The organism is Halarchaeum salinum (assembly GCF_039520965.1).
In the GTDB taxonomy this organism is placed as follows: Archaea; Halobacteriota; Halobacteria; order Halobacteriales; family Halobacteriaceae; genus Halarchaeum; species Halarchaeum salinum.
The window spans coordinates 39,744-58,453 of the sequence record NZ_BAAABL010000042.1 but is presented as its reverse complement, the minus strand read 5'-3'; the positions used below and the strand labels follow the sequence as shown (position 1 = coordinate 58,453).

At 67.9% G+C, this 18,710-nt stretch carries 19 protein-coding genes and 1 pseudogene; 14 read left to right on the top strand and 6 right to left on the bottom strand.

The features are described from left to right. Positions 1-14 precede the first annotated feature (14 nt). Positions 15-1,664, top strand: coding sequence for a receiver/sensor box histidine kinase (locus ABDZ36_RS06030; protein WP_211311169.1), 1,650 nt, complete (start codon positions 15-17; stop codon positions 1,662-1,664). Positions 1,665-1,685: 21 nt separating this feature from the next. Here the strand turns inward: ABDZ36_RS06030 and ABDZ36_RS06025 are convergent, their stop codons facing one another. Continuing rightward, positions 1,686-1,871 (bottom strand): hypothetical protein, encoded by a 186-nt coding sequence (locus tag ABDZ36_RS06025; protein ID WP_211311168.1) that lies wholly within the window; start codon positions 1,869-1,871, stop codon positions 1,686-1,688. Between the two features lie 38 nt (positions 1,872-1,909). Next, the gene (locus ABDZ36_RS06020) at positions 1,910-3,385 is read right to left on the bottom strand and encodes a lipase maturation factor family protein (RefSeq protein ID WP_211311167.1); all 1,476 of its coding nucleotides are present in this window, start codon (positions 3,383-3,385) and stop codon (positions 1,910-1,912) included. Positions 3,386-3,658: 273 nt separating this feature from the next. Here ABDZ36_RS06020 and hpt point away from each other — a divergent pair, with 273 nt between their 5' ends. The 4 genes from hpt to ABDZ36_RS06000 all read left to right on the top strand — a co-directional run bounded on the left by hpt (position 3,659) and on the right by ABDZ36_RS06000 (position 6,687). Continuing rightward, the gene (gene hpt, locus ABDZ36_RS06015; RefSeq protein ID WP_211311166.1) at positions 3,659-4,207 is read left to right on the top strand and encodes a hypoxanthine/guanine phosphoribosyltransferase; all 549 of its coding nucleotides are present in this window, start codon (positions 3,659-3,661) and stop codon (positions 4,205-4,207) included. A 93-nt stretch (positions 4,208-4,300) separates the two neighbouring features. Then, a complete protein-coding gene (locus tag ABDZ36_RS06010; protein ID WP_211311165.1) occupies positions 4,301-5,644 on the top strand; it encodes a uracil-xanthine permease family protein in 1,344 nt (447 codons plus the stop codon). A gap of 80 nt (positions 5,645-5,724) precedes the next feature. Continuing rightward, on the top strand, positions 5,725-6,333 hold the full coding sequence (locus ABDZ36_RS06005) for a translation initiation factor IF-2 subunit beta (RefSeq protein WP_211311164.1): 609 nt from the start codon (positions 5,725-5,727) through the stop codon (positions 6,331-6,333). A 39-nt stretch (positions 6,334-6,372) separates the two neighbouring features. Continuing rightward, the gene (locus tag ABDZ36_RS06000; RefSeq protein ID WP_211311163.1) at positions 6,373-6,687 is read left to right on the top strand and encodes a hypothetical protein; all 315 of its coding nucleotides are present in this window, start codon (positions 6,373-6,375) and stop codon (positions 6,685-6,687) included. Between the two features lie 25 nt (positions 6,688-6,712). Here the strand turns inward: ABDZ36_RS06000 and ABDZ36_RS05995 are convergent, their stop codons facing one another. Both ABDZ36_RS05995 and ABDZ36_RS05990 read right to left on the bottom strand, forming a co-directional pair. Continuing rightward, complete coding sequence (locus ABDZ36_RS05995; protein WP_211311162.1) at positions 6,713-7,150, bottom strand: NINE protein; 438 nt, start codon at positions 7,148-7,150, stop codon at positions 6,713-6,715. A gap of 33 nt (positions 7,151-7,183) precedes the next feature. Continuing rightward, entirely contained in the window at positions 7,184-7,639 is a 456-nt protein-coding gene (locus ABDZ36_RS05990) for a DUF2085 domain-containing protein (RefSeq protein ID WP_343749261.1), read from the bottom strand. Positions 7,640-7,964: 325 nt separating this feature from the next. On the opposite strand from ABDZ36_RS05990, the pseudogene ABDZ36_RS05985 reads away from it, so the two are divergent. Continuing rightward, a pseudogene (locus tag ABDZ36_RS05985) lies at positions 7,965-8,143 on the top strand (NUDIX hydrolase); the annotation flags it as partial. Positions 8,144-8,165: 22 nt separating this feature from the next. Here the strand turns inward: ABDZ36_RS05985 and ABDZ36_RS05980 are convergent. Then, positions 8,166-9,350, bottom strand: coding sequence for a redox-regulated ATPase YchF (locus ABDZ36_RS05980; protein WP_211311160.1), 1,185 nt, complete (start codon positions 9,348-9,350; stop codon positions 8,166-8,168). A gap of 119 nt (positions 9,351-9,469) precedes the next feature. Between ABDZ36_RS05980 and ABDZ36_RS05975 the strand changes: the two genes are divergently transcribed. Genes ABDZ36_RS05975 through ABDZ36_RS05955 form a run of 5 tightly spaced genes read left to right on the top strand, consistent with a single transcriptional unit; the run spans position 9,470 to position 13,772 of the window. Beyond that, entirely contained in the window at positions 9,470-10,087 is a 618-nt protein-coding gene (locus ABDZ36_RS05975) for a rhodanese-like domain-containing protein (protein WP_211311159.1), read from the top strand. A gap of 39 nt (positions 10,088-10,126) precedes the next feature. After that, positions 10,127-10,777: a hypothetical protein gene (locus ABDZ36_RS05970; protein ID WP_211311158.1), complete on the top strand. Its 651-nt coding sequence runs from the start codon at positions 10,127-10,129 to the stop codon at positions 10,775-10,777. A 3-nt stretch (positions 10,778-10,780) separates the two neighbouring features. Beyond that, on the top strand, positions 10,781-11,701 hold the full coding sequence (locus ABDZ36_RS05965; RefSeq protein ID WP_211311157.1) for a sodium:calcium antiporter: 921 nt from the start codon (positions 10,781-10,783) through the stop codon (positions 11,699-11,701). Between the two features lie 46 nt (positions 11,702-11,747). Next, positions 11,748-13,085 (top strand): GTPase, encoded by a 1,338-nt coding sequence (locus ABDZ36_RS05960; protein ID WP_211311156.1) that lies wholly within the window; start codon positions 11,748-11,750, stop codon positions 13,083-13,085. Between the two features lie 48 nt (positions 13,086-13,133). Beyond that, a complete protein-coding gene (locus tag ABDZ36_RS05955) occupies positions 13,134-13,772 on the top strand; it encodes a helix-turn-helix domain-containing protein (RefSeq protein ID WP_211311155.1) in 639 nt (212 codons plus the stop codon). A gap of 9 nt (positions 13,773-13,781) precedes the next feature. Here the strand turns inward: ABDZ36_RS05955 and ABDZ36_RS05950 are convergent, their stop codons facing one another. After that, positions 13,782-14,465, bottom strand: coding sequence for a YqjF family protein (locus ABDZ36_RS05950; RefSeq protein ID WP_211311154.1), 684 nt, complete (start codon positions 14,463-14,465; stop codon positions 13,782-13,784). 91 nt (positions 14,466-14,556) lie between these two features. Between ABDZ36_RS05950 and ABDZ36_RS05945 the strand changes: the two genes are divergently transcribed. From ABDZ36_RS05945 to ilvB, 3 genes are all read left to right on the top strand, one after another. Further along, entirely contained in the window at positions 14,557-15,432 is an 876-nt protein-coding gene (locus ABDZ36_RS05945) for a ZIP family metal transporter (protein WP_211311153.1), read from the top strand. A gap of 32 nt (positions 15,433-15,464) precedes the next feature. Then, positions 15,465-16,721 carry a LeuA family protein gene (locus ABDZ36_RS05940; protein ID WP_425545307.1) on the top strand — a complete coding sequence of 419 codons (1,257 nt, stop codon included), beginning with the start codon at positions 15,465-15,467 and terminating at the stop codon, positions 16,719-16,721. Between the two features lie 236 nt (positions 16,722-16,957). Further along, positions 16,958-18,691 (top strand): biosynthetic-type acetolactate synthase large subunit, encoded by a 1,734-nt coding sequence (ilvB, locus tag ABDZ36_RS05935; protein WP_211311151.1) that lies wholly within the window; start codon positions 16,958-16,960, stop codon positions 18,689-18,691. Positions 18,692-18,710 lie beyond the last annotated feature (19 nt).

Sequence of the window (18,710 nt, the reverse complement as noted above, 5' to 3'; positions counted from 1 at the left end):
GTTGTCCATCTTGAATGAGTCGGTTCTCGACGCGGACCGGGGGAATGGCTACTGCGGCCGTCGGGTTCGTCCTCACGGCGCTCCTCGTTCAGCACGCCTACATGTTCCGCGGCGTCCCGGCGCACGCCACGCTAGAAACTGTCCCGGTGTTCGCTTCGATCGCCGTCGGGATCGCCGGCGTCACGATCGCTCGCGGGGGAGTCGTCTCCGAGGGGTTCGTCGATCGCGCGCTCCTTTGGATGATCGCGGGTGTCGTCGCAATCGGCGCGCTGAACGCGTGGATTGTCGCCGAGATCCACCTCTTCGTCCCGTTCTCTCCGATGTTTGACCCTTGGCGGGAGTTTTTCAGCGTCATCCCGTTCGGCGTCCTGCTCGGTCTACTCGTCGGTATCTACGACGCGCGACGCCTCGAGCAGCAACGCGATATCCGGCAGCTCAACCGAATCAACGAGACGCTGCGCATCACCGCACAGGAGCTTGTCGATACGTCGGATCGGGACGAACTCGAACAGGCCGTCTGCGATCGCCTCTCCGAGTCCGCGCCCTACGATTCGGTCTGGGTGGGCCGCTACGACCCCGACGACCAAGTGGTCAGGCCGTCCGCCTGGGCGGGGTTCGACGACGAGTACGTCGAGTCGATCGAGGTCACGACCGATACGTCCGATCACGGGCGGGGTGCCGGTGGGCGCGCGATCAAGACCGGCGAGCCACAGTGGGTGCCGGACGTCTACGCCGATCCGACGATGAAGCCGTGGTGGGGCATGTTCGAGCGCCACGGCGCGGAGTCGCTCGCCGCCGTTCCCATCACCCACGACGAGACCGTCTACGGCTTCTTCAGTATCTACGCCGACCGGCAGAACGTCTTTGACGAGCGCGAACGAGAGGTGCTCTCCGAGCTCGGTGACTCCGTCGGCCACGCGATCGCGTCCATCGAGGCCCGCGAGCGCCTCGCGACGCGCGAGCGCGAACTCGCCCGGCAAAACGAGCGACTGGAGGAGTTCGCGGGCGTCGTCTCGCACGACCTCCGAAGCCCGCTGAACGTCGCCGAGGGATATCTCGATCTCGCGCGCGAGACCGGTGACGACGAGTACTTCGAGCGCGTCGAGACAGCACTCGACCGGATGAACACGCTCATCGACGACCTCCTCACGCTCGCGAGACAAGGGGACACCGTCGACGAGGTCGAACACGTTCCCCTCCGCGAGGTCGTCGAGCGCGCGTGGTCGACGGCCGGCTCGTCCGACGCGACGCTCCGGATCGCCGACGACCTCGGTGTCGTTGCCTGCGACCGCAACCGGTTACGGCAACTCCTCGAGAACCTCTTTCGAAACGCCGTCGAACACGGCTCGACTGGCCCGCAGAGCGAGTCTGCGGACAGCGTCGAACACGGGACGGAGGACGACCGCGACGCGGCCGACCTCGCTGTCACCGTCGGGCGGACGCCGTCGGGGTTCTACGTCGCCGACGACGGCCCCGGCATCCCCGCTGACGCCCACGATCGGGTGTTCGACGTCGGCTACACCACGCACGAGTCCGGCACGGGGTTCGGACTCAACATCGTCCGACAGATCGCGGACGCTCACGGCTGGTCGGTGTCGCTGACGGAGAGTGCGTCCGGGGGCGCGCGCTTCGAGCTCGCCGGCGTCGACTTCACCGACGAGTAGCCGGCCACAACGCTACCCACTTCACAACGACGCTCGGGACGCCTCGTAGTCGAGTTCGCCGGCGATCCCGACACCGAGGAGCGAGAGGCCGACGAGGGCGAGCGCGACGCCGAGCGCGGCGCGCGGCCACGACACGAGCCGTTCGATCCAGAGGCCAGCGAGGAGCGCGAGCCCACCGGCGACGACGAGGCGGACGAAGCGTTCCATGCCCGGCCCGTCGGGCCCCGACGTGTTGGCTCTGTCGCTCAGTACCGCCCGAGCCCGCGGCGTCCCTGCCGCCGTTCGAGGTCGGCGGCGTCGCTCGCCGGAACGTACGTCCCGAGGCGCTCGCGCGCCCACCAGTCGCCCGTTTCGGCGCGCTCCCCTGGCGTCGTGTACCGATAGCGGTAGCGGACGACGCGGACGCGCTCGGGCGGGTCGTCGCCGAACGGGTCGTCCCCGAGGAGCGAGCGCGTCGCCGGGTCCGCGTCGAGGAGCTTTTCGAGGAACCGGTAGAGCCAGCGCTGGCGCGGCCCGGGCCGCGGGCGCATCGCGGCGAACCAGAGCTGCCAGTCGAGGCGGAGATGGTAGGGGGCCCACTGTCCCGGGCGCTCATCAGTGGGGCCGGGTTGGCCCGTCCAGCCGTAGGCCGTCCAGTCGCCTTCGTCGGGATTCGTCTCGCGCGTTCCCTCGACGACGAGCTGGTACCTCGTGTCGGTGATCGAGCCGAACGCCCCGTAGGTGTTGACGAGATGGAGCGGGTCGTAGCCGCGGTTCATCGTCTGTGCCTCGGAGAGGAGGTTCTTCGCGGGGCGGACGCTGAGCGCGAGCACGAGCAGGGCGACGACGAACGCGACGATCGACTGGGCTTGGGGCGTCGGCGCGACCGCCGGGGCCTCGATGGGGAGGAGCCACGAGAGGGCGGCATCGTCGAACGTCGCGAGCGCCTGCACGGCGGTTAAGGCGTTCAGCCACGCGAAGTTCCCGGTGCCCATCAGCCACAGCTGGAAGCCGATCGTGAGCGCGCCGGCGATGGACGCGTACGGCTGGGGCGCGAAGTAGAGGAACGGCACGGCGAGCTCGACGACGTGGTTGCCGAGCACCTCGACGCGGTGGAAGCGGTCGGGGAGGTGGTGGGCGAACCAGCTCCCGGGGTTCGGGATCGGTTGGGTCTCGTAGTGGTCGTCCATCGCCGTCAGGTCGCGCCAGCAGTCGTCGCCGCGGAGCTTGATGAGTCCCGCGCCGAACATGTTGCGAAAGAGCACCCAGCGCAGCAGCCAGACGACGATCTCGGGCGGCGCGCTCGCCCCCGCGCCGAGAAACACGGCCAGAAAGCCCGTTTCGAGGAGCATCGACTCCCAGCCGTAGCCGTAGAAGACGCGCCCGGCGTTGACGAAGGAGAGGTAGAGCACCCACATCGCGGCCCAGAGAACCATCGAGACCGGGGCGGCGTACGCCCCGAGGGCGTACGGGACGCCGAAGACGGCGAGTGCGGCGAGGCCGACGCCGGTCCACGCCGCGACACCGACGAGTCGATCGTCCGGGTAGGCGTGAAAGAGACTTGGGCGCTCGGCGAAGGCGGCCCGCTCCGCGTACTCGGAGAGCGGGAGGAGGCCGTCCTCGCCGACGAGCGGCCGGAACTGCCGGGCGGCGACGAGGAAGGCGACGAGGTAGAGGATCGCGAGGCCGCGCTGGAACAGCACGCGGGTCAGCCAGTAGTCGCCGGTCCCGAGGAGGTCCACGTCGGGCGATCACTGGCGCGATCCACAAACCTCTGGTGGCGCGATGATAGCCGATCGGTGTCGTCCCGACTGTACAGGTCGTCGGGCTCCACCTCGACGTGCACCTCCCCGCGGCCGGCGTCGAGGAGGCGTTGTGCGAGGTCGGCGTCCGTCCCATTCCCCCGCACGCCGTAGTACGGCGGGTCGTTCTCGGAGACGACGAAGGGACGGCCTCCTCCGCTTCTCCCGCGGCGGGAGCGAACGGCTTTTGCCGCCTTTGGCCGAACGGGCAATATGGAACGGCTCCGCGAGTCCCTCCACGACGCCCCGATCATCGACAAGGACGGCTATCACTACCTCGTCCACCCGATTAGCAACGGCGTGCCGATGCTCGAACCCGCGCTGCTCCGCGAGGTCGTCGTCGGCGTGACGCGCGCCGCGGACCTCGACGTGGACAAGATCGTCGCTCCCGAAGCCATGGGCATCCACATCGCGACCGCCGTCTCGCTCCAGACGGACGTGCCGCTCGTCGTCATCCGCAAGCGCGAGTACGGCCTCGAGGGCGAGGTCGCGCTCCACCAGCAGACGGGCTACTCGGAGTCCGAGATGTTCATCAACGACGTCGAGGACGGCGATCGCGTCCTGATCCTCGACGACCTGCTCTCGACGGGCGGCACGCTCGCCGCGATCTGCGGCGCACTCGACGACATCGGCGCGGAGGTCACGGACATCGTCGTCGCGCTCCGGAAGGTCGGCCCCTCCGCGCTCGACGACACGGACTACGAGGCCACCAGCCTCCTCGACATCACCGTCGACGAGACGGGGGTCACCGTCCACGACTAAGCACGTATATGCACATCAAGCGCATTATCACGGGGTAAAGTACGCCCGAACACGCAACACTTATCGGTCCGAGCGGGTTCGGACGTGACACGAATGGCGTCCGAGACGGACACCGAAATCGACATCCAGTACGGCCTCGACGACCGGCCGCCGTGGCCGCGTTCGCTCCTCCTCGCCCTCCAGCACGTCGCGGTGATGATCGTGCCCGCGACCGCCGTCGCGTACATCGTCGGCGGCGCGGTCGGGCTCGGCGACGCGACCGCCTACATCGTCCAGATGGTGTTGCTCTTCTCCGGGCTCGCCACGGTCGTGCAGGCCTACACGGTCGGCCCCGTCGGTGCGAAACTCCCGATCGTCATGGGGACGAGTTTTACCTTCGTCGGTGCGGCCTCGACCATCGGGATCAACTACGGTCTCGGGGCCGTCTTCGGTGCGATCCTCGTCACCGGCTGGCTCGTCGAGGGCCTCATCGGCTGGCAGTTCGAGCGCATCCGCCCCTTCTTCCCGCCGCTCGTCACCGGCCTCGTCGTCGTCATCATCGGCCTCTACCTTGTCCCCTCCGCGATGAACAACGCGGCCGGCGGCGCGGGCAGCGCGCACTACGGCGCGGCGTACAACATCGGCCTCGCCGCCCTCGTCCTCGGCATCGCCGTCGTCCTCAACCTCTTCACGAACGGCGTCACGCGCCTCCTCAGCACACTCGTCGCCATCGCCGTGGGATACGTCGCCGCGGGCGTGCTCACCGTCACCGGGGTCGCCCCCGGTCTCCTCAGCTTCGACGCCGTCGCCGCCCAACCGTGGCTCGCGATCCCCAACCCCGGACGCTTCGGCTTCGCCTTCGAGCCCGTCCCGATCGTCACCTTCGCCTTCCTCTTCCTCGTCTCCGCGATGGAGACCGTCGGCGACATGTCGAGCGTCACCGCCGCGGAGGGGCGCACGCCCACGGACGAGGAGTTCCGCGGCGGCCTCTTCACCGACGGCCTCATGAGCTCGCTCGGTGGGGTCTTCGGCGCGTTCCCCGTCACCTCCTTCTCGCAGAACGCCGGCATCATCAATTTCACAGGAGTGATGAGCCGTCACGTCGTCGGGGTCGCCGGCGTCATCCTCGCCGTGCTCGGCCTCAGCCCGAAGATCGGCGCGCTTGTCACCACGATCCCGAGCGCGGTCTTCGGCGGCGCGGTCCTCCTCATGGCCGGCATGGTCGCCGCAAGCGGCGCGCGCCTCATCACCCTCGACGTTACGCTCGACCGGCGGAACATGGTCATCCTCGCTGTCGCGCTCGGTCTCGGCCTTGGCGTCGCCACCACGCCCGAAGCCCTCGGTGGCCTCCCGGTCGCCGCCCGTACCTTCTTTGGTGAACCCGTCATCGTCACCGCGCTCTCCGCGCTGTTGCTCAACACGTTCGTCCCCGGTGAGGAGAGCCCGCTGTTCGACTGACGCGGCCCCCGAACCCGGGCGCGCGTTCGTGTCAACACGACCCTCGCAGATGCTTTACGCGCCGCTCGTCTCAGTGTCGTATGGACTATCAGATCGCGCTGGACCGGGCGTTCGACGCCCTCCCCGAGCGCCCCGCCGAAGCCGACGCCCGCCTCCAGATCCCCGAACCCGAGGGCGAAACGGACGGTGCGTTCACCCGCCTGACGAACGTCCGCGCGATCGCCGACGCCGTCTCGCGCGACCCCGATCACCTCTTCCGGAACGTCCAGCGCGAACTCGGCACGAACGGCCAGTTCGATGGCCAGCGCGCGCGCTACAACGGGTCGTTCTCCGTCGCGGACTTCGACGCCGCCATCGACGCCTACGTCGCTGAGTTCGTCACCTGTACCGAGTGCGAACGCCCGGACACCCGCCTCGTCACCGAGGACGGCGTCGAGATGCTGCGCTGTACGGCCTGTGGGGCGTTCCGTCCCGTCCAGAAGAAGACGAACACCACGAGCACGGTGCGCGAAACCGTCGACTCCGGGAAGACCTACGAGTTGGAGATCACCGACACGGGCCGGAAGGGCGACGGCGTCGCCGAACGTGGCCGTTACACGATCTTCGTCTCCGGCGCGCGCGAGGGCCAGACCGTCCGTGCGTACGTCGAGAGCACGAGCGGTGACCTCGCCTTCGCCCGCCTCGCGTAGATAGTCACGATTATATCGCCGCATCCACCACGGGATGGTATGGCTTCCCGTGATGCGAGCGGCACCGCACATCTCACCCTGCCCTTCGACGTGGCCGCCGCGACGCGACTGGGATGGACGCTCGGTGATGCGATCACCGACGACGGCACGCGGACGGTGCGTCTGAACTGCATCGGCGGCAACGTCCGCAGCGCCATCCACGATGTCGACGGCGCGACTGTCGTCCTCGTCCGGACGCCGGCGGGTCGAGAGCGCTACTACGAGCTGCCGACGCATGACTCTGAGGATGTCCTTGAAATCGCCCGTGCGAACGGCTTTCAGCGTGTGAACGCGACAGATGGTATGCCTGTCTAATCGGACATCTCTCGCCGGGAATGCTCTATCGTCCCAAAAGACTACCGTCTGCGAACTTGCGCTCGTACTTCTCCTCGTCAGCGGTCAGAATCAGGATTCCCTCAATGAACGCGAGGATGCCCGGGATGAGCGTCCAGCAAAAACAGAGATAGATGATACCGAGCTTCGTGTTCCCTTGGTAGAATTTGTGTGCGCCGATTCCGCCGAGGAGCAACGCCAGAATTCCCACAGTCACTTGATCCGAACTGTTCGACTCGCTATCGAGCGTCGGCTGTGGAACGCCACACTTCGGGCAGACTTCAGCCTGTCTGTTGATTAATGCCCCACACTCCACACAGTACTTCTCGTTCTCGCTGCGCTCGTCGTGCGCTCCCTCTAGTGACTTGTTCTGATTGACGCCACACTCCGTACAGACCTCCGCATTTTCGTTGATCTTCTCCCCGCAATTGATACAGTGTTTCACAGGCGAATAATCACCCTACTGAGGTTTAAAACCTTACCCAAAGCTATCACTTGAAATATAAATGGCGAGAAATATCGCCGCACAGACTGCGTATCCCACCCCGATCGCGAGGACGCGCACGTCAAGGCTGTGTACGAGGTGTGCCACACCAAGCCCGTAGCCGGATCCGAGCAGCGAACCGGTTATCGTTCGCGCGACGTTATAACCTCGACAATCGACGAGGGACGTGATCGTCCAATCGATCAACGCCGGCGCTGGTAGCACACCGATAAGGAGGAGCCACGGAGCGGTCGTTGAGGCGCTCATGAACGCAAGAATGCCGAGGATGATCCCGGGATACACACCCGTACAGCGAGCACAAAGATGTCTCGGCCTGCCGAACCGTGTGACCGTATAGCACCGATATAGCTCATCGCGCTCGTGGTGTGACAGTGCGTAGTAGCGTGTCCTTCGGACTCCTCGTCGGAATTCACTGATATCGATCTTCATCTCTCGTTTTGACTTACCGTTTCCATTCGGGCGAACGGCAAAAAGACTCGGCCCTATGTCTTCGCCTTGGTGCTGCGGGACGTTTACTACGACAGCCGCCGCCTGCATCACTCCCACACGGCTATCGGCGGGAGCAGTGCGTGCAGCTATATATCGAGACATCGTAATTCCGGAAGATGAACCACGCCGTCCGCCTTGACACTGGCACCGTATCCGTCTAACGACGGCAGAGCCACATGATCGCTCTCGTGACGCCGCACACCTAGTGTTCTCTAAGGGCATCCCATAGACACGCCCTATGTATCTCGACACGCTTTCTATATGTATGAGTGACAAGGGGATGTCCTACATCGGGAAGGCGTGCGCGTACGTGACGCGCGGCCGGTCGGAGCTACTGGTGTTCGAGGGCCCGGTCACGCGGGCCTCCAGATCCCCAAGGGGACCGTCGAGCGCGGCGAGCCGACGCGCCAAGCGCTCTCCCGGAAGGTGATCGAGGAGAGCGGCGGGTGTCGCCGATGACTGCCGCTCAGTTCGTCGTGACGACCTCGACGACGGCGTTGTGGTCGAGGACGGTGTCCTTGCCGAGCTGGCGCTGCGAGCGACAGTCGATGCCGTGGAGGAAGCCGTCGCCGATGTCCGAGTGGATCGCGTAGGCGAAATCCTCCGCCGTCGCGTCCTGCGGGAGAAGGAAGACGTCGGGGAACGGCCCCTGCGTCCAGTTGAGCCCGGCGTCACCCGTGAAGACCGCCTTCAGCCCGAGCTCCTCGAACAGCGCGGTTTCGAGCGCTTCCTGCACGCCCGTCCCGCCGAACGCGGTGACGAACTCGCGGATCTCCTCCAAACCCTGTTCCTGGTCCGCGCTGACGTCCGCGACGATCTCGAAGTCGTCGTCGCCGGGTACGTAGTCGACGACGTCCTGTTCGGCCGCGTTCTTCAGCGCCTTCTCCGCGTGGACGCTCACAGGGACGATGGTGACGTCCTCGTAGTCGGGATCGTTCGTGATCTCCTCGTAGTTCTGCTGTCCTTCGGGCGTGTCGAGCTTGTTCGCGGCGACGACCATCGGCTTCGTCCGCTCCCGGATCGCGCGCGCGAGCGCGAGTTCGTCGGCGTCGTCCCAGGTCTCCGGATCGAGAGCGAGGCCCTCGCTCAGGATGATCTGTTTGATCTCGTCTTTGTTCGTTCCGAACGCGCTCATCTGCTCGGCGAGCTCGACTTCGAGTTCGGTCTCGGTCGTGTGTGCGGTCTCGAAACGCTCGATGCCCTTGCGAAGGATCCCGAGATACCACTGGTCAAGCTCCTCTTCGAGGAAGTCGATGTCGTCGCGCGGGTCGTGGCCCTCGGTGGGTTCGCCCTCGGCGTCGGTCTTTCCGGAGAAGTCGACGATGTGGACGAGGACGTCCGCCTCGTTGAGGTCGGTGAGGAACTGGTTGCCGAGGCCCTTCCCCTCGTGTGCGCCGGGGATGAGCCCGGCGACGTCGACGAGCTTCGTCGGGACGAACCGCTTGCCGTCGTCGCAGTAGCCCGCGTTGGGCGCGCACTCCTCGTCAAACTCGGGGGCCGCACAGTCCGTACGAACGTAGGCCTCGCCGATTGCGGGGTCGATCGTCGTGAACGGATATGCCCCTTCCGGGACGTCGTTCATCGTCGCCGCGTTGAAGAAAGAGGACTTCCCGACGGAGGGTTTCCCCACCAGCCCGATCTTGTAGCTCATTAGCGAATCGAAGGCCATAGAGGCCTAAATGCCCTTCTGAAGGGCGGTGGCGTGCCACGAGATGCCACGCGAGGGCGGCGTCCCGAAACTTTTCGGTTCCGTCCTTCCTGAGACGACGTATGGACCGACGCGACTACCTCGCCGCCCTGAGCGTCGCCGGTCTCTCCGGGCTCGCCGGCTGCGGCGCGCTCTTCGACCGTGACGGGATCGGCGACCCCCCGGACGGCTGTGGCGTCCCCGACACGTTCGCCGCGAACCGCGGCTCCCTCCCACCCGACGACACGCCGACGGACGGTATCCCGCCCGCGATGAGCGAGACGCCCCCCTCTCGCGACGTCGACTACGAGCGGTTCCGCGTGGTGACCGTCGAGGGCGTCGACGTTCGGCTCGTCCCCGTCGACGTCGTACACTACTGGTGGCTCCGCGGTGCCGCCCGGTTCGCCGACGCCCGCGAGCGCGACACGTACGACCGCGCGCACGTCTACGGCGCGGTGTGGAGCCCCGCCGGCTCCGACCCCGCGTGCGACCCCGTCACGTACTGGCCGGACAGCGACCGTATCGTCTGCTACGGCGGGAGCGCGGGCCGATCCGGTCGCCACCGCGCCGCCGCCCTCATCAACGACGGCTTCGACAACGTGTACGCGATCCGCGGGGGGTTTCCGGCGTGGCACCGGGGCGACTACCCGGTCGCGGGGGTGGCGGTCGACCCCTCGGCGTCCTCGAACACGACGGGGTGAGCCCGCGGGATTTTTGCCGTCCCCACTCTACCTTCACCCGTGAGCGACCACCCGATACCGAAGGGCGTGAGCCGGGAGACGCTGTGCACCATCGTCGCCGGCTGGTACGCCGCCGGTGCGAGTGAGGGCGCGACGCAGACGAGCGCCGTCGAGGACGCCACCGGGATCAGCGACGCCGTCAGCAGACAGACCGCGTTCCTCGCCGACATCGGCGTGCTCGACGTCGACGGAAGCGACCATCGCCTCACGGAGCGGGGGACCGACCTCGCCGCCGCGCTCGCGAACGACCGGCAGGCCGACGCCCGCACGGCCTTCCGCGACGCCCTCGCCGACTGGCCGCCGACGCGGCGCGTTCGCGCGCTCCTCGATGACGAGCCGATGGCCACCCACGAACTCCTCCCCGTGCTCGCCGGCCTCACCGGCCACGACCTCGATCGCGAGCGCGTCCGCGTCGGCCTCCGCACCCTCCTCGACTGCTGGACATGGGCCGGCGTCCTCGATCGCACCGAACGGGGCGCGTACCTCCCCGGCCGCGTCGAGAATGCCCCACAGAGCTCCGTCGCGGTCGGCCTCGAACTCACGCTCGACGTCGATCCCGACGACATCGAGAACCTCGTGCGCGCGATCCAGCGCGGCCTCGCCGAGGACGACATCTCTACCGTCGAGGCCGACCTCGACCTCTCCGAATAGGCCGTGCTCGTCCCGCTCGCACTCCTCCTCGGCGGCCTCGTCGCGCTCGTCTACGGTGCGGACCGGGTCGTCGACGCCGCCGCCGGCCTCGCCGATCACGTCGGCGTCGGCGCGCTGTTCATCGGCGTCACCGTCGTCGCCGTCGGCTCCAGCGTCCCCGAGATCGCCACGTCGGCGTACGCCGGCCTCTACGGTGCCGGGACGTTCGCCGTTGGCCACATCGTCGGCTCCGCGACCTCGCAGGTGACGCTCGGTATCGGCCTCGTCGCCGCCGTTTCCCCGCTCACGATCCCGCGCGATCGCCTCGCCGTCTACGGGAGCGGGATGCTCGCCGCGACAGTCCTCATGTTCGCCGCGGCGGCCTCGGGGGCCGTGAGCCGCGTCGAGGGTGTGCTCCTCTGTGTGTGCTATCTCGGCTTCCTGCTCCTCGTCGTCGAACGCACCGACTTCACCGATCACGCGGACGACCACACGGGCATTCACGACCCCCGACGCGCCGTCGCGTGGCTCCTCGTCGGTCTCGCGCTCGTCCTCGTCGGCGGCCACTTGCTCGTCACCGCGGGCCGGACGGTCGCGCTCGCACTCGGCGTCCCGTCCGCGCTCGTCGGTGCGATTACGGGGCTCGGGACGACGCTCCCCGAAATCGTCGTCGCCCTGCAGGCCGTCCGAGAGAACGAGTCCGGCATCGCCGTCGGCACCCTGCTCGGGTCGAACGTCACCGACCCCCTGTTCAGCCTCGGCGTCGGCGCTGTCGTCGGCGGCCTCGACGTCGCCCGAACCGCCCACGCCTTCCAGGCTGGCGGCTATCTACTCGTGGTCTCGGCGCTCGTCGTCTGCGTCTTCGCCGCTCGGCGGACGGTGGGCCGTCGCGCCGGCCTCGTGATCGCCGCCCTCTATCTCCCGTCGTTCCTCCTCCTGCGCTGAGGCGACGGCGGACACGCTTTTCGCCCCTCGATGACAACATCGAGCTATGACCGAACGCGTCGTCGTGATGGGTGCGGCCGGCCGCGACTTCCACGACTACTTCGTCGCGCTTCGGGACGACCCCGCGCGCGACGTCGTCGCGTTCACGCGCGCACCCGACCAGAACCTCGGCGAGACCGAGGCGGGCGGCTACGAGGCGTTCCCCGCGGCGCTCACACCCGACGGCCGTGGCGAGATCCCGATCATCCCCGAGGCCGATCTGGCGGAGACGGTCGAGGAGCACGACGCCGATCGCGTCCTCTTTGCCTACTCCGACGTCGCCCACGAGGACGTGATGCACGCGGCGTCGCGTGCGCTCGCCGCCGGCGCGGATTTCGGGATGCTCGGCCCAGACAGCGTTCAACTCAACGTCGACGTTCCGGTCGTCGCCGTGAACGCCGTGCGCACGGGCTGTGGGAAGTCCGCCGTGGCGCGGGCGTTCGCCGACGAACTCGACTCGCGCGGGCACGACGTCGCCGTCGTCCGCGAGCCGATGCCGTACGGCGATCTCGTGGCGAAGCGCGTCGAGCGCTTCGCGGACGAAACCGACCTCGAGGGGCTCACCGTCGAGGAACGCGAGGAGTACGAGGACCACGTCGCGGCCGGCCACGTCGTCTACGCCGGCGTCGACTACCGTGCGGTGTTCGACCGGGCGAGCGACGAGGCGGACGTGATCGTCTGGGACGGCGGGAACAACGAGCTCGCATTCGCCCGCCCGGACTTCCACTTCGTGCTCGTCGACGCGCTCCGGCCCGACCACGGCGAGCGCTACCACCCGGGCGAGGCGAACCTCCGGCGCGCCGACGCCGTCCTCGTCACGAAGGAGAACGCGGCGAGCGACGACGAGATCGGGACGGCGATCGACGTCGCTGACCGCCTCGCTCCCGACGACGCGCCGCTCCACCACAGCGACTCGGTCGTCCGCGCGGACGACCCGGCGGCCATCGAAGGACGCGACGCGCTCGTCGTGGAGGACGGCCCGACGCTCACGCACGGTGGGACGCCACACGGTGCCGGGTACGTCGCCGCCGAGGACGCGGGCGCGGCGTCGATCATCGACCCCGAACCGCACGCCGTCGGCGGGATCGCGGACGTTCTCGCGGCGTATGACCACCTCGACGCGGTGTTGCCCGCGATGGGGTACAGCGACGACCAGCTCGCGGACCTCGAGGCGACGATCGACGCCGCCGACCCCGACGTCGTCATCGCGGGGACACCGGTTGACCTCGATGCGATCGTGGACGTCGACGCGCCGGTCGTTCGCGCGCGCTACGAGATCGAGTGGCGCGATACGACACCCGCGGCCCTCCTCGACGCCGGGCTCGGCGACGCGCTCGACCGCTGACGGCGATGCGGGTGGGTTTATCACCGCCCATGGACTAGACCGGGTAGGATGAGCGTCGTTCTGACGTTCACCGTTCCGGGCGGCCAGTTCGCACTCGGCCGCGCGATGCCGGAAGGGGGGATACGAGCCGAACTCGATCGAGTCGTACCGTTAGGCGACAAAACGCCGCCGTTCCTCTGGGCATACGCCGATGCGCCCGCACTCGACGACTTCGAGACGCGTCTCGCCGGTGACGCCGACGTCGCGGGGGTGGAGGCCGTCGATGCCTTCGACGATCGGCGGCTCTATCGCGTCGATTGGGCGAACGCCGACACCGACGTCCTCTCGCACCTCCGCGCGGCGTCGGCGAGTCTGAGCGGGGCAACGGGCACGCGTGACGCGTGGAAGTTCACCGCCCGTTTCCCGACGCAGGACGATCTCTCGCGGTTCCACGATGCCTGTCGGGACGCCGGTTTCGACCTGACCGTGACGGGGGTCAACCGCCTCGACCCCGACGAGGAGCGCGACGACGGCCTCACGACGAACCAGCGCGAAACCCTCGTCCGCGCCTACGAGGCCGGGTTCTACGACATCCCGCGGAAGACGACGACCGTCGAACTCGCGGACGAGCTAGGGATCTCGGATCAGTCGCTCTCGGAGCGGCTGCGGCGCGCGCACGCCGCGCTCGTCGAGGATTCCCTGCTGTGAGACGAGCACTTACGCCCGCCGTGGGGCGTGTGCGTCCACCTCGACGCCGGGACTGTACACGACGTGCGGGTCGGCGTCCGGCGTCTCGAAGCCGTTGACGGTGAAGAGGTCGTTCTCGCGGACATCGTACTCCGCCGGCTGGACCCGCCACGGGTCGTGTTCGATTTCGCCTCTGAGCAGTGTGTCGCGCCCCTCAACGTAGAAGCGGTAGCGTTCGAGCAGGAACTCGGTCAGGGAGCCCGATTCGGCCGGCGACGGGTCGCCCTGCGGGGTGTAGTCGGCGTCGAACGCACAGGACGGAACGCCGCGATGGGTGCGCTCGCTCTTGAACGTGAGCGTCTCGTCGCGCCGGACGATCCGCTGGCTCGCGTTGTAGTAGGGCAACCGGAAGGTCGCGCGCGCGATGGCGACGCCGAGTCGATCGGTCGCATCAAGGTTGTAGAAGTAGATACCGGGCCCCGCGTTGCCGGTGACGTACGTTCGGAGGTTCAACTCGCCGAATGTCGGGCCGACGGCGCGCGGGAACATGTAGGGGCGGACGTCACCCATGACGAAGGGGACGACGGAGAGGTAGGCGTCCCCCTCGTAGGTGTCGACGGTGACGCCGTCCGGGAGCGTCTCGGCGACGATCTCGGGTTCGACGGCGTACGAGGCCACACAGACGTCCCGCCAGTCCATCGAGATGACGCGCATACGCGTGTTTCTCCTCGATAGTACTTCGACATGCCGGCCGTCGTCGCGGCCACCGACAGGATTATTAAGATAAGGTGACGATTTAGTAACTGTGTCGAACACATCCCTCGTCCGCGCCGTCCGCCGCCCTACGATCGCCCTCGGGGTCGTCGCGGTTCTCCTTCTTTGCGGTCTCTCCGTCGCCGCGCTCGCCGTCGGCCGTGGCGGCAAGGTCGTCGGAATCGGCTGGGTCGCGTTCGTCGCGATGACCGGCGGGGCGCTCCTCGGGATGCGCGCGCATAACGGGAGCGCCCGCGGCCTCGTCTGGGGCTACGGCCTCGCGAGCGGTGCGATGGTGACGAGCGCCGCCGTCTTCCTCGTCCCGCAGGCCGTCGGCTATCAGCCGAAACTCGCTGGGTTCGGCCTCGCGGCCGGCGTCGTCGCCGGCTTCGCCGCGCACACCGTCGGCCACCGCCTCTCGCACCGCGAGTTCCCCATCGACCGGACGGCGGCACAGCTCACCGCGCACGCGCTCGCCGCCGGCGTCATCATCGGTGCCGTCTACGCGACGATGCCGGAGCTCGGAATCGTTCTCGGGCTCGCCATCGTCTCCCACAAGGGTCCCGCCGGCTACGCCGCCGCCCGCCGCCTCCGCCTCGACGGTCGCCCCGTGACGCCCATGCTCCTCCCGGCGGCCGCCGTCGGAATCGCCGCCGTCGCCGTCTCGCTACTGCGCGTCCCGCCGAACCCGGCCGTCGACGCCGTCGTCTTCGGGTTCGCCGCGGGGGTCTTCCTCCACATCGCGATGGACTTCCTGCCGGACTGTGAGGTCGGCGGCGAGATCCACGACGCGGTCACGCACGACCACGACGGTCACGACGGCCACGACCACGCGCTCCTCGACACGCTCCGGACGCACGCCGTCGTCAGCACGGTCATCGGTGGGGCCTGCGTGCTCGCTGCGAGCGTCGCACTCGGCGTCGTCTGAGGCGATCGTGTCGCCGCGAGAAAGATACCCTTATGTGGCTGGCCGGAGTCGACGTACGTACACGATGTCATCTAACGACATTCCCGGTGCGAGTCCGGGGGAACGGGTTCTTCCAGGGCACATTAGCCCACAATAACGACGAGATCGACGACGCACGAATTTTCGACACGACGCTCCGCGACGGCGAGCAGACGCCACGCACGTCGTTCGACTACGACGACAAGCGCGAGATAGCGGCGCTGCTCGACGGCATGGGGGTCCACGTCATCGAGGCGGGCTTCCCCGCGAACTCCGAGGCGGAGTTCGAGGCCGTTCGGGACGTCGCCGAGGCGACCGACGCCACCACCTGCGGGTTGGCGCGCGTCGTCGAGTCCGACGTCGAGGCCGCCATCGATGCGGGTGTCGACATGGTGCACGTCTTCGCGTCCACCAGCGACATCCAGATCGAGGACTCGATGCACGCCACGCGCGAGGAGGTGCTCGAACGCTCGGTCACGGCGGTCGAGCAGGTCGCGGACGCCGGTGTCGAAGTCATGTACTCCCCGATGGACGTCACCCGAACTGACCCTGAGTATCTCGCCGAGGTACTGGAGGCGGTCGATTCGGCCGGCGTCGATTGGGTGAACCTCCCCGACACCGTCGGGATCGCGACCCCGACCCGGTTCGCCGACCTCGTCCGATACGTGCGCGAGCACACGGACGCCCGGATCGACGTGCACTGTCACGACGACTTCGGGATGGCGACTGCGAACGCCGTCGAGGGGATCGTCGCCGGGGCCGACCAGGCGCAGGTGAGCGTCAACGGCATCGGCGAGCGCGCCGGAAACGCCGCCTTAGAGGAGGTCGTCATGGCAATCGAGAGCCTCTACGGGGTCGACACCGGCATCGACACGACCGGGATCGCCGAGCTCTCCGACGTGGTCGCGGAGAAGGCCGGTGTGCCCATCCCCGACAACAAGCCCGTGGTCGGCAAGAACGCCTTCAGCCACGAGTCGGGCATCCACGCGGCGGGCGTCATCGAGAATACGGAGACGTTCGAACCCGGCGTGATGACCCCCGAGATGATCGGCGCGGAACGCTCCATCGTCCTCGGGAAGCACACGGGGACGAACGCGGTTCGCCAACACTTAGAGGAGGCCGGCTACGAGCCGACCGACGACGAGGTGGTGGCGGTCACAAAGCGCGTGAAGGAGCACGCCGCCGGGAAGCGCCGCGTCACCACCGAGGACCTCCACGAGTTCGCGGCGGCCGTCGGCATCGAGCGCGAATCGACCGAAGTGAGGGCCTGAGACGTCGTGCCCTCGTTCGGCAACGCTTGCGTGGCCGGGAAGTTTCAAATAGGAGCGGCGCGTATCGCAGATACCGATGCGACGAACGCACACGCAGGTCGTTCGACCCCGCGCCAGCGTTGTCGCCGCCGTCCCGACGTTCATCGTAGGGGCGTAAGCCCCCACTTCCCTCATCCTCCGCGACCGTCCGTATCGGCCACTCGACCTATCAGCGACCGCACTACACACACCACACAATGAGCGAGAGCGAACCCGAACGAACTACCGAACACGACGACGCGGAGACGCTACCGACGGGTGCGTCGTCCGTGGTGACCGCATTGGAGGACGCCGGCGTTGAGGCCGCCTTCGGGGTCCAGGGCGGTGCCATCATGCCCATCTACGACGCGCTCTACCAGAGCGACATCAACCACGTCACGATGGCGCACGAACAGGGCGCTGCCCACGCCGCAGACGCCTACGGTGCCGTCACCGGCGACCCGGGGGTCTGCCTGGCGACGTCCGGCCCCGGCGCGACCAACCTCGTCACCGGCATCGCCGACGCCGACATGGACTCGGAGCCGCTGTTGGCCCTCACCGGGCAGGTGGCGACCGACATGGTCGGCAACGACGCCTTCCAGGAGGCTGACACGACGGGGATCACGCGCCCCGTGACGAAGGCGAGCTACTTCGCGAACGACCCGGACACCGTCGGCGACGTCGTCGGCGAGGCGTTCGAACTCGCCCGGAAGGGCCGCCAAGGCCCGACGCTCGTCGACCTTCCGAAGGACGTCTCGAACGCCGAGGACGTCGCGCGCCCCGGACCCGCCGAGGGACCGGCGACGCAGACAGTTCCCGACGAGGCCGACACCGCGGAAGTGAGCCGTGCCGCACACGCACTCGCGAACGCTGATCGACCCGCGATCCTCGCCGGCGGCGGCGTTATCAAGGGCGAGGCAACCGACGAGCTGCGCCAGTTCGCCATCGACCACGGCATCCCGGTCATCACGACGATGCCGGGCGTCGGCACGTTCGACGAGACGCACGACCTCGCCATGGAGATGGCGGGGATGCACGGCACCGGCTACGCGAACATGGCGATCACGCACTGCGACGTGCTGCTCGGCGTCGGGACGCGCTTCGACGACCGCCTCACCGGCGGCGTCGATACGTTCGCCCCCGAGGCTGAAGTCATCCACGTCGACATCGACGCCTCCGAGATCTCGAAGAACGTCCACGCGGACTACCCGCTCGTCGGCGACGCGGGCACGGTGTTGCGTCAGCTGGATGACGCGCTGCCGCGCTCCCCGGACGCGGAGGGGTGGCGCGAACAGTGCCGCCACTGGAAAGCGGAGTACCCGATGGACTACGACGCCCCCGAGGACGAACCGCTCAAACCGCAGTTCGTCGTCGAGGCGTTCGACGAAGCGACCCCGGAGGACACCATCGTCACGACGGGCGTCGGTCAACACCAGATGTGGGCTGTCCAGTACTGGACGTTCACCCAGCCGCGGACGTGGATCTCCAGTCACGGCCTCGGAACGATGGGGTACGGCCTCCCGTCCGCCATCGGCGCGAAAGTCGCCGCCCCCGATCAGGAGGTCGTCTGCTTCGACGGCGACGGCTCCTTCCTGATGACCTCGCAGGGACTCTCCGTCGCGGTTCGCGAGAACCTCGACATCACGGTCTGCGTCCTGAACAACGAGGCCGTCGGCATGGTCCGACAGTGGCAGGACGCCTTCTTCGAGGGCCGCCGGATGGCCTCGGAGTACCCGTGGGGCCCGGACTTCGCGACGCTCGCCGACGCGTTCGGCGCGAAGGGCTTCACCCTTGACTCGTACGACGATGTCGCGGACACGATCGAGGCGGCCCGGGACTACGACGGTCCCAGCGTCATCGACTGTCACATCGACCCGCGCGAGGACGTCTATCCGATGGTCGCGAGCGGCGGCGCGAACGGACTGTTCGCACTGCAGGAGGAACATCTATGAGCACGAAGACGACGACTGA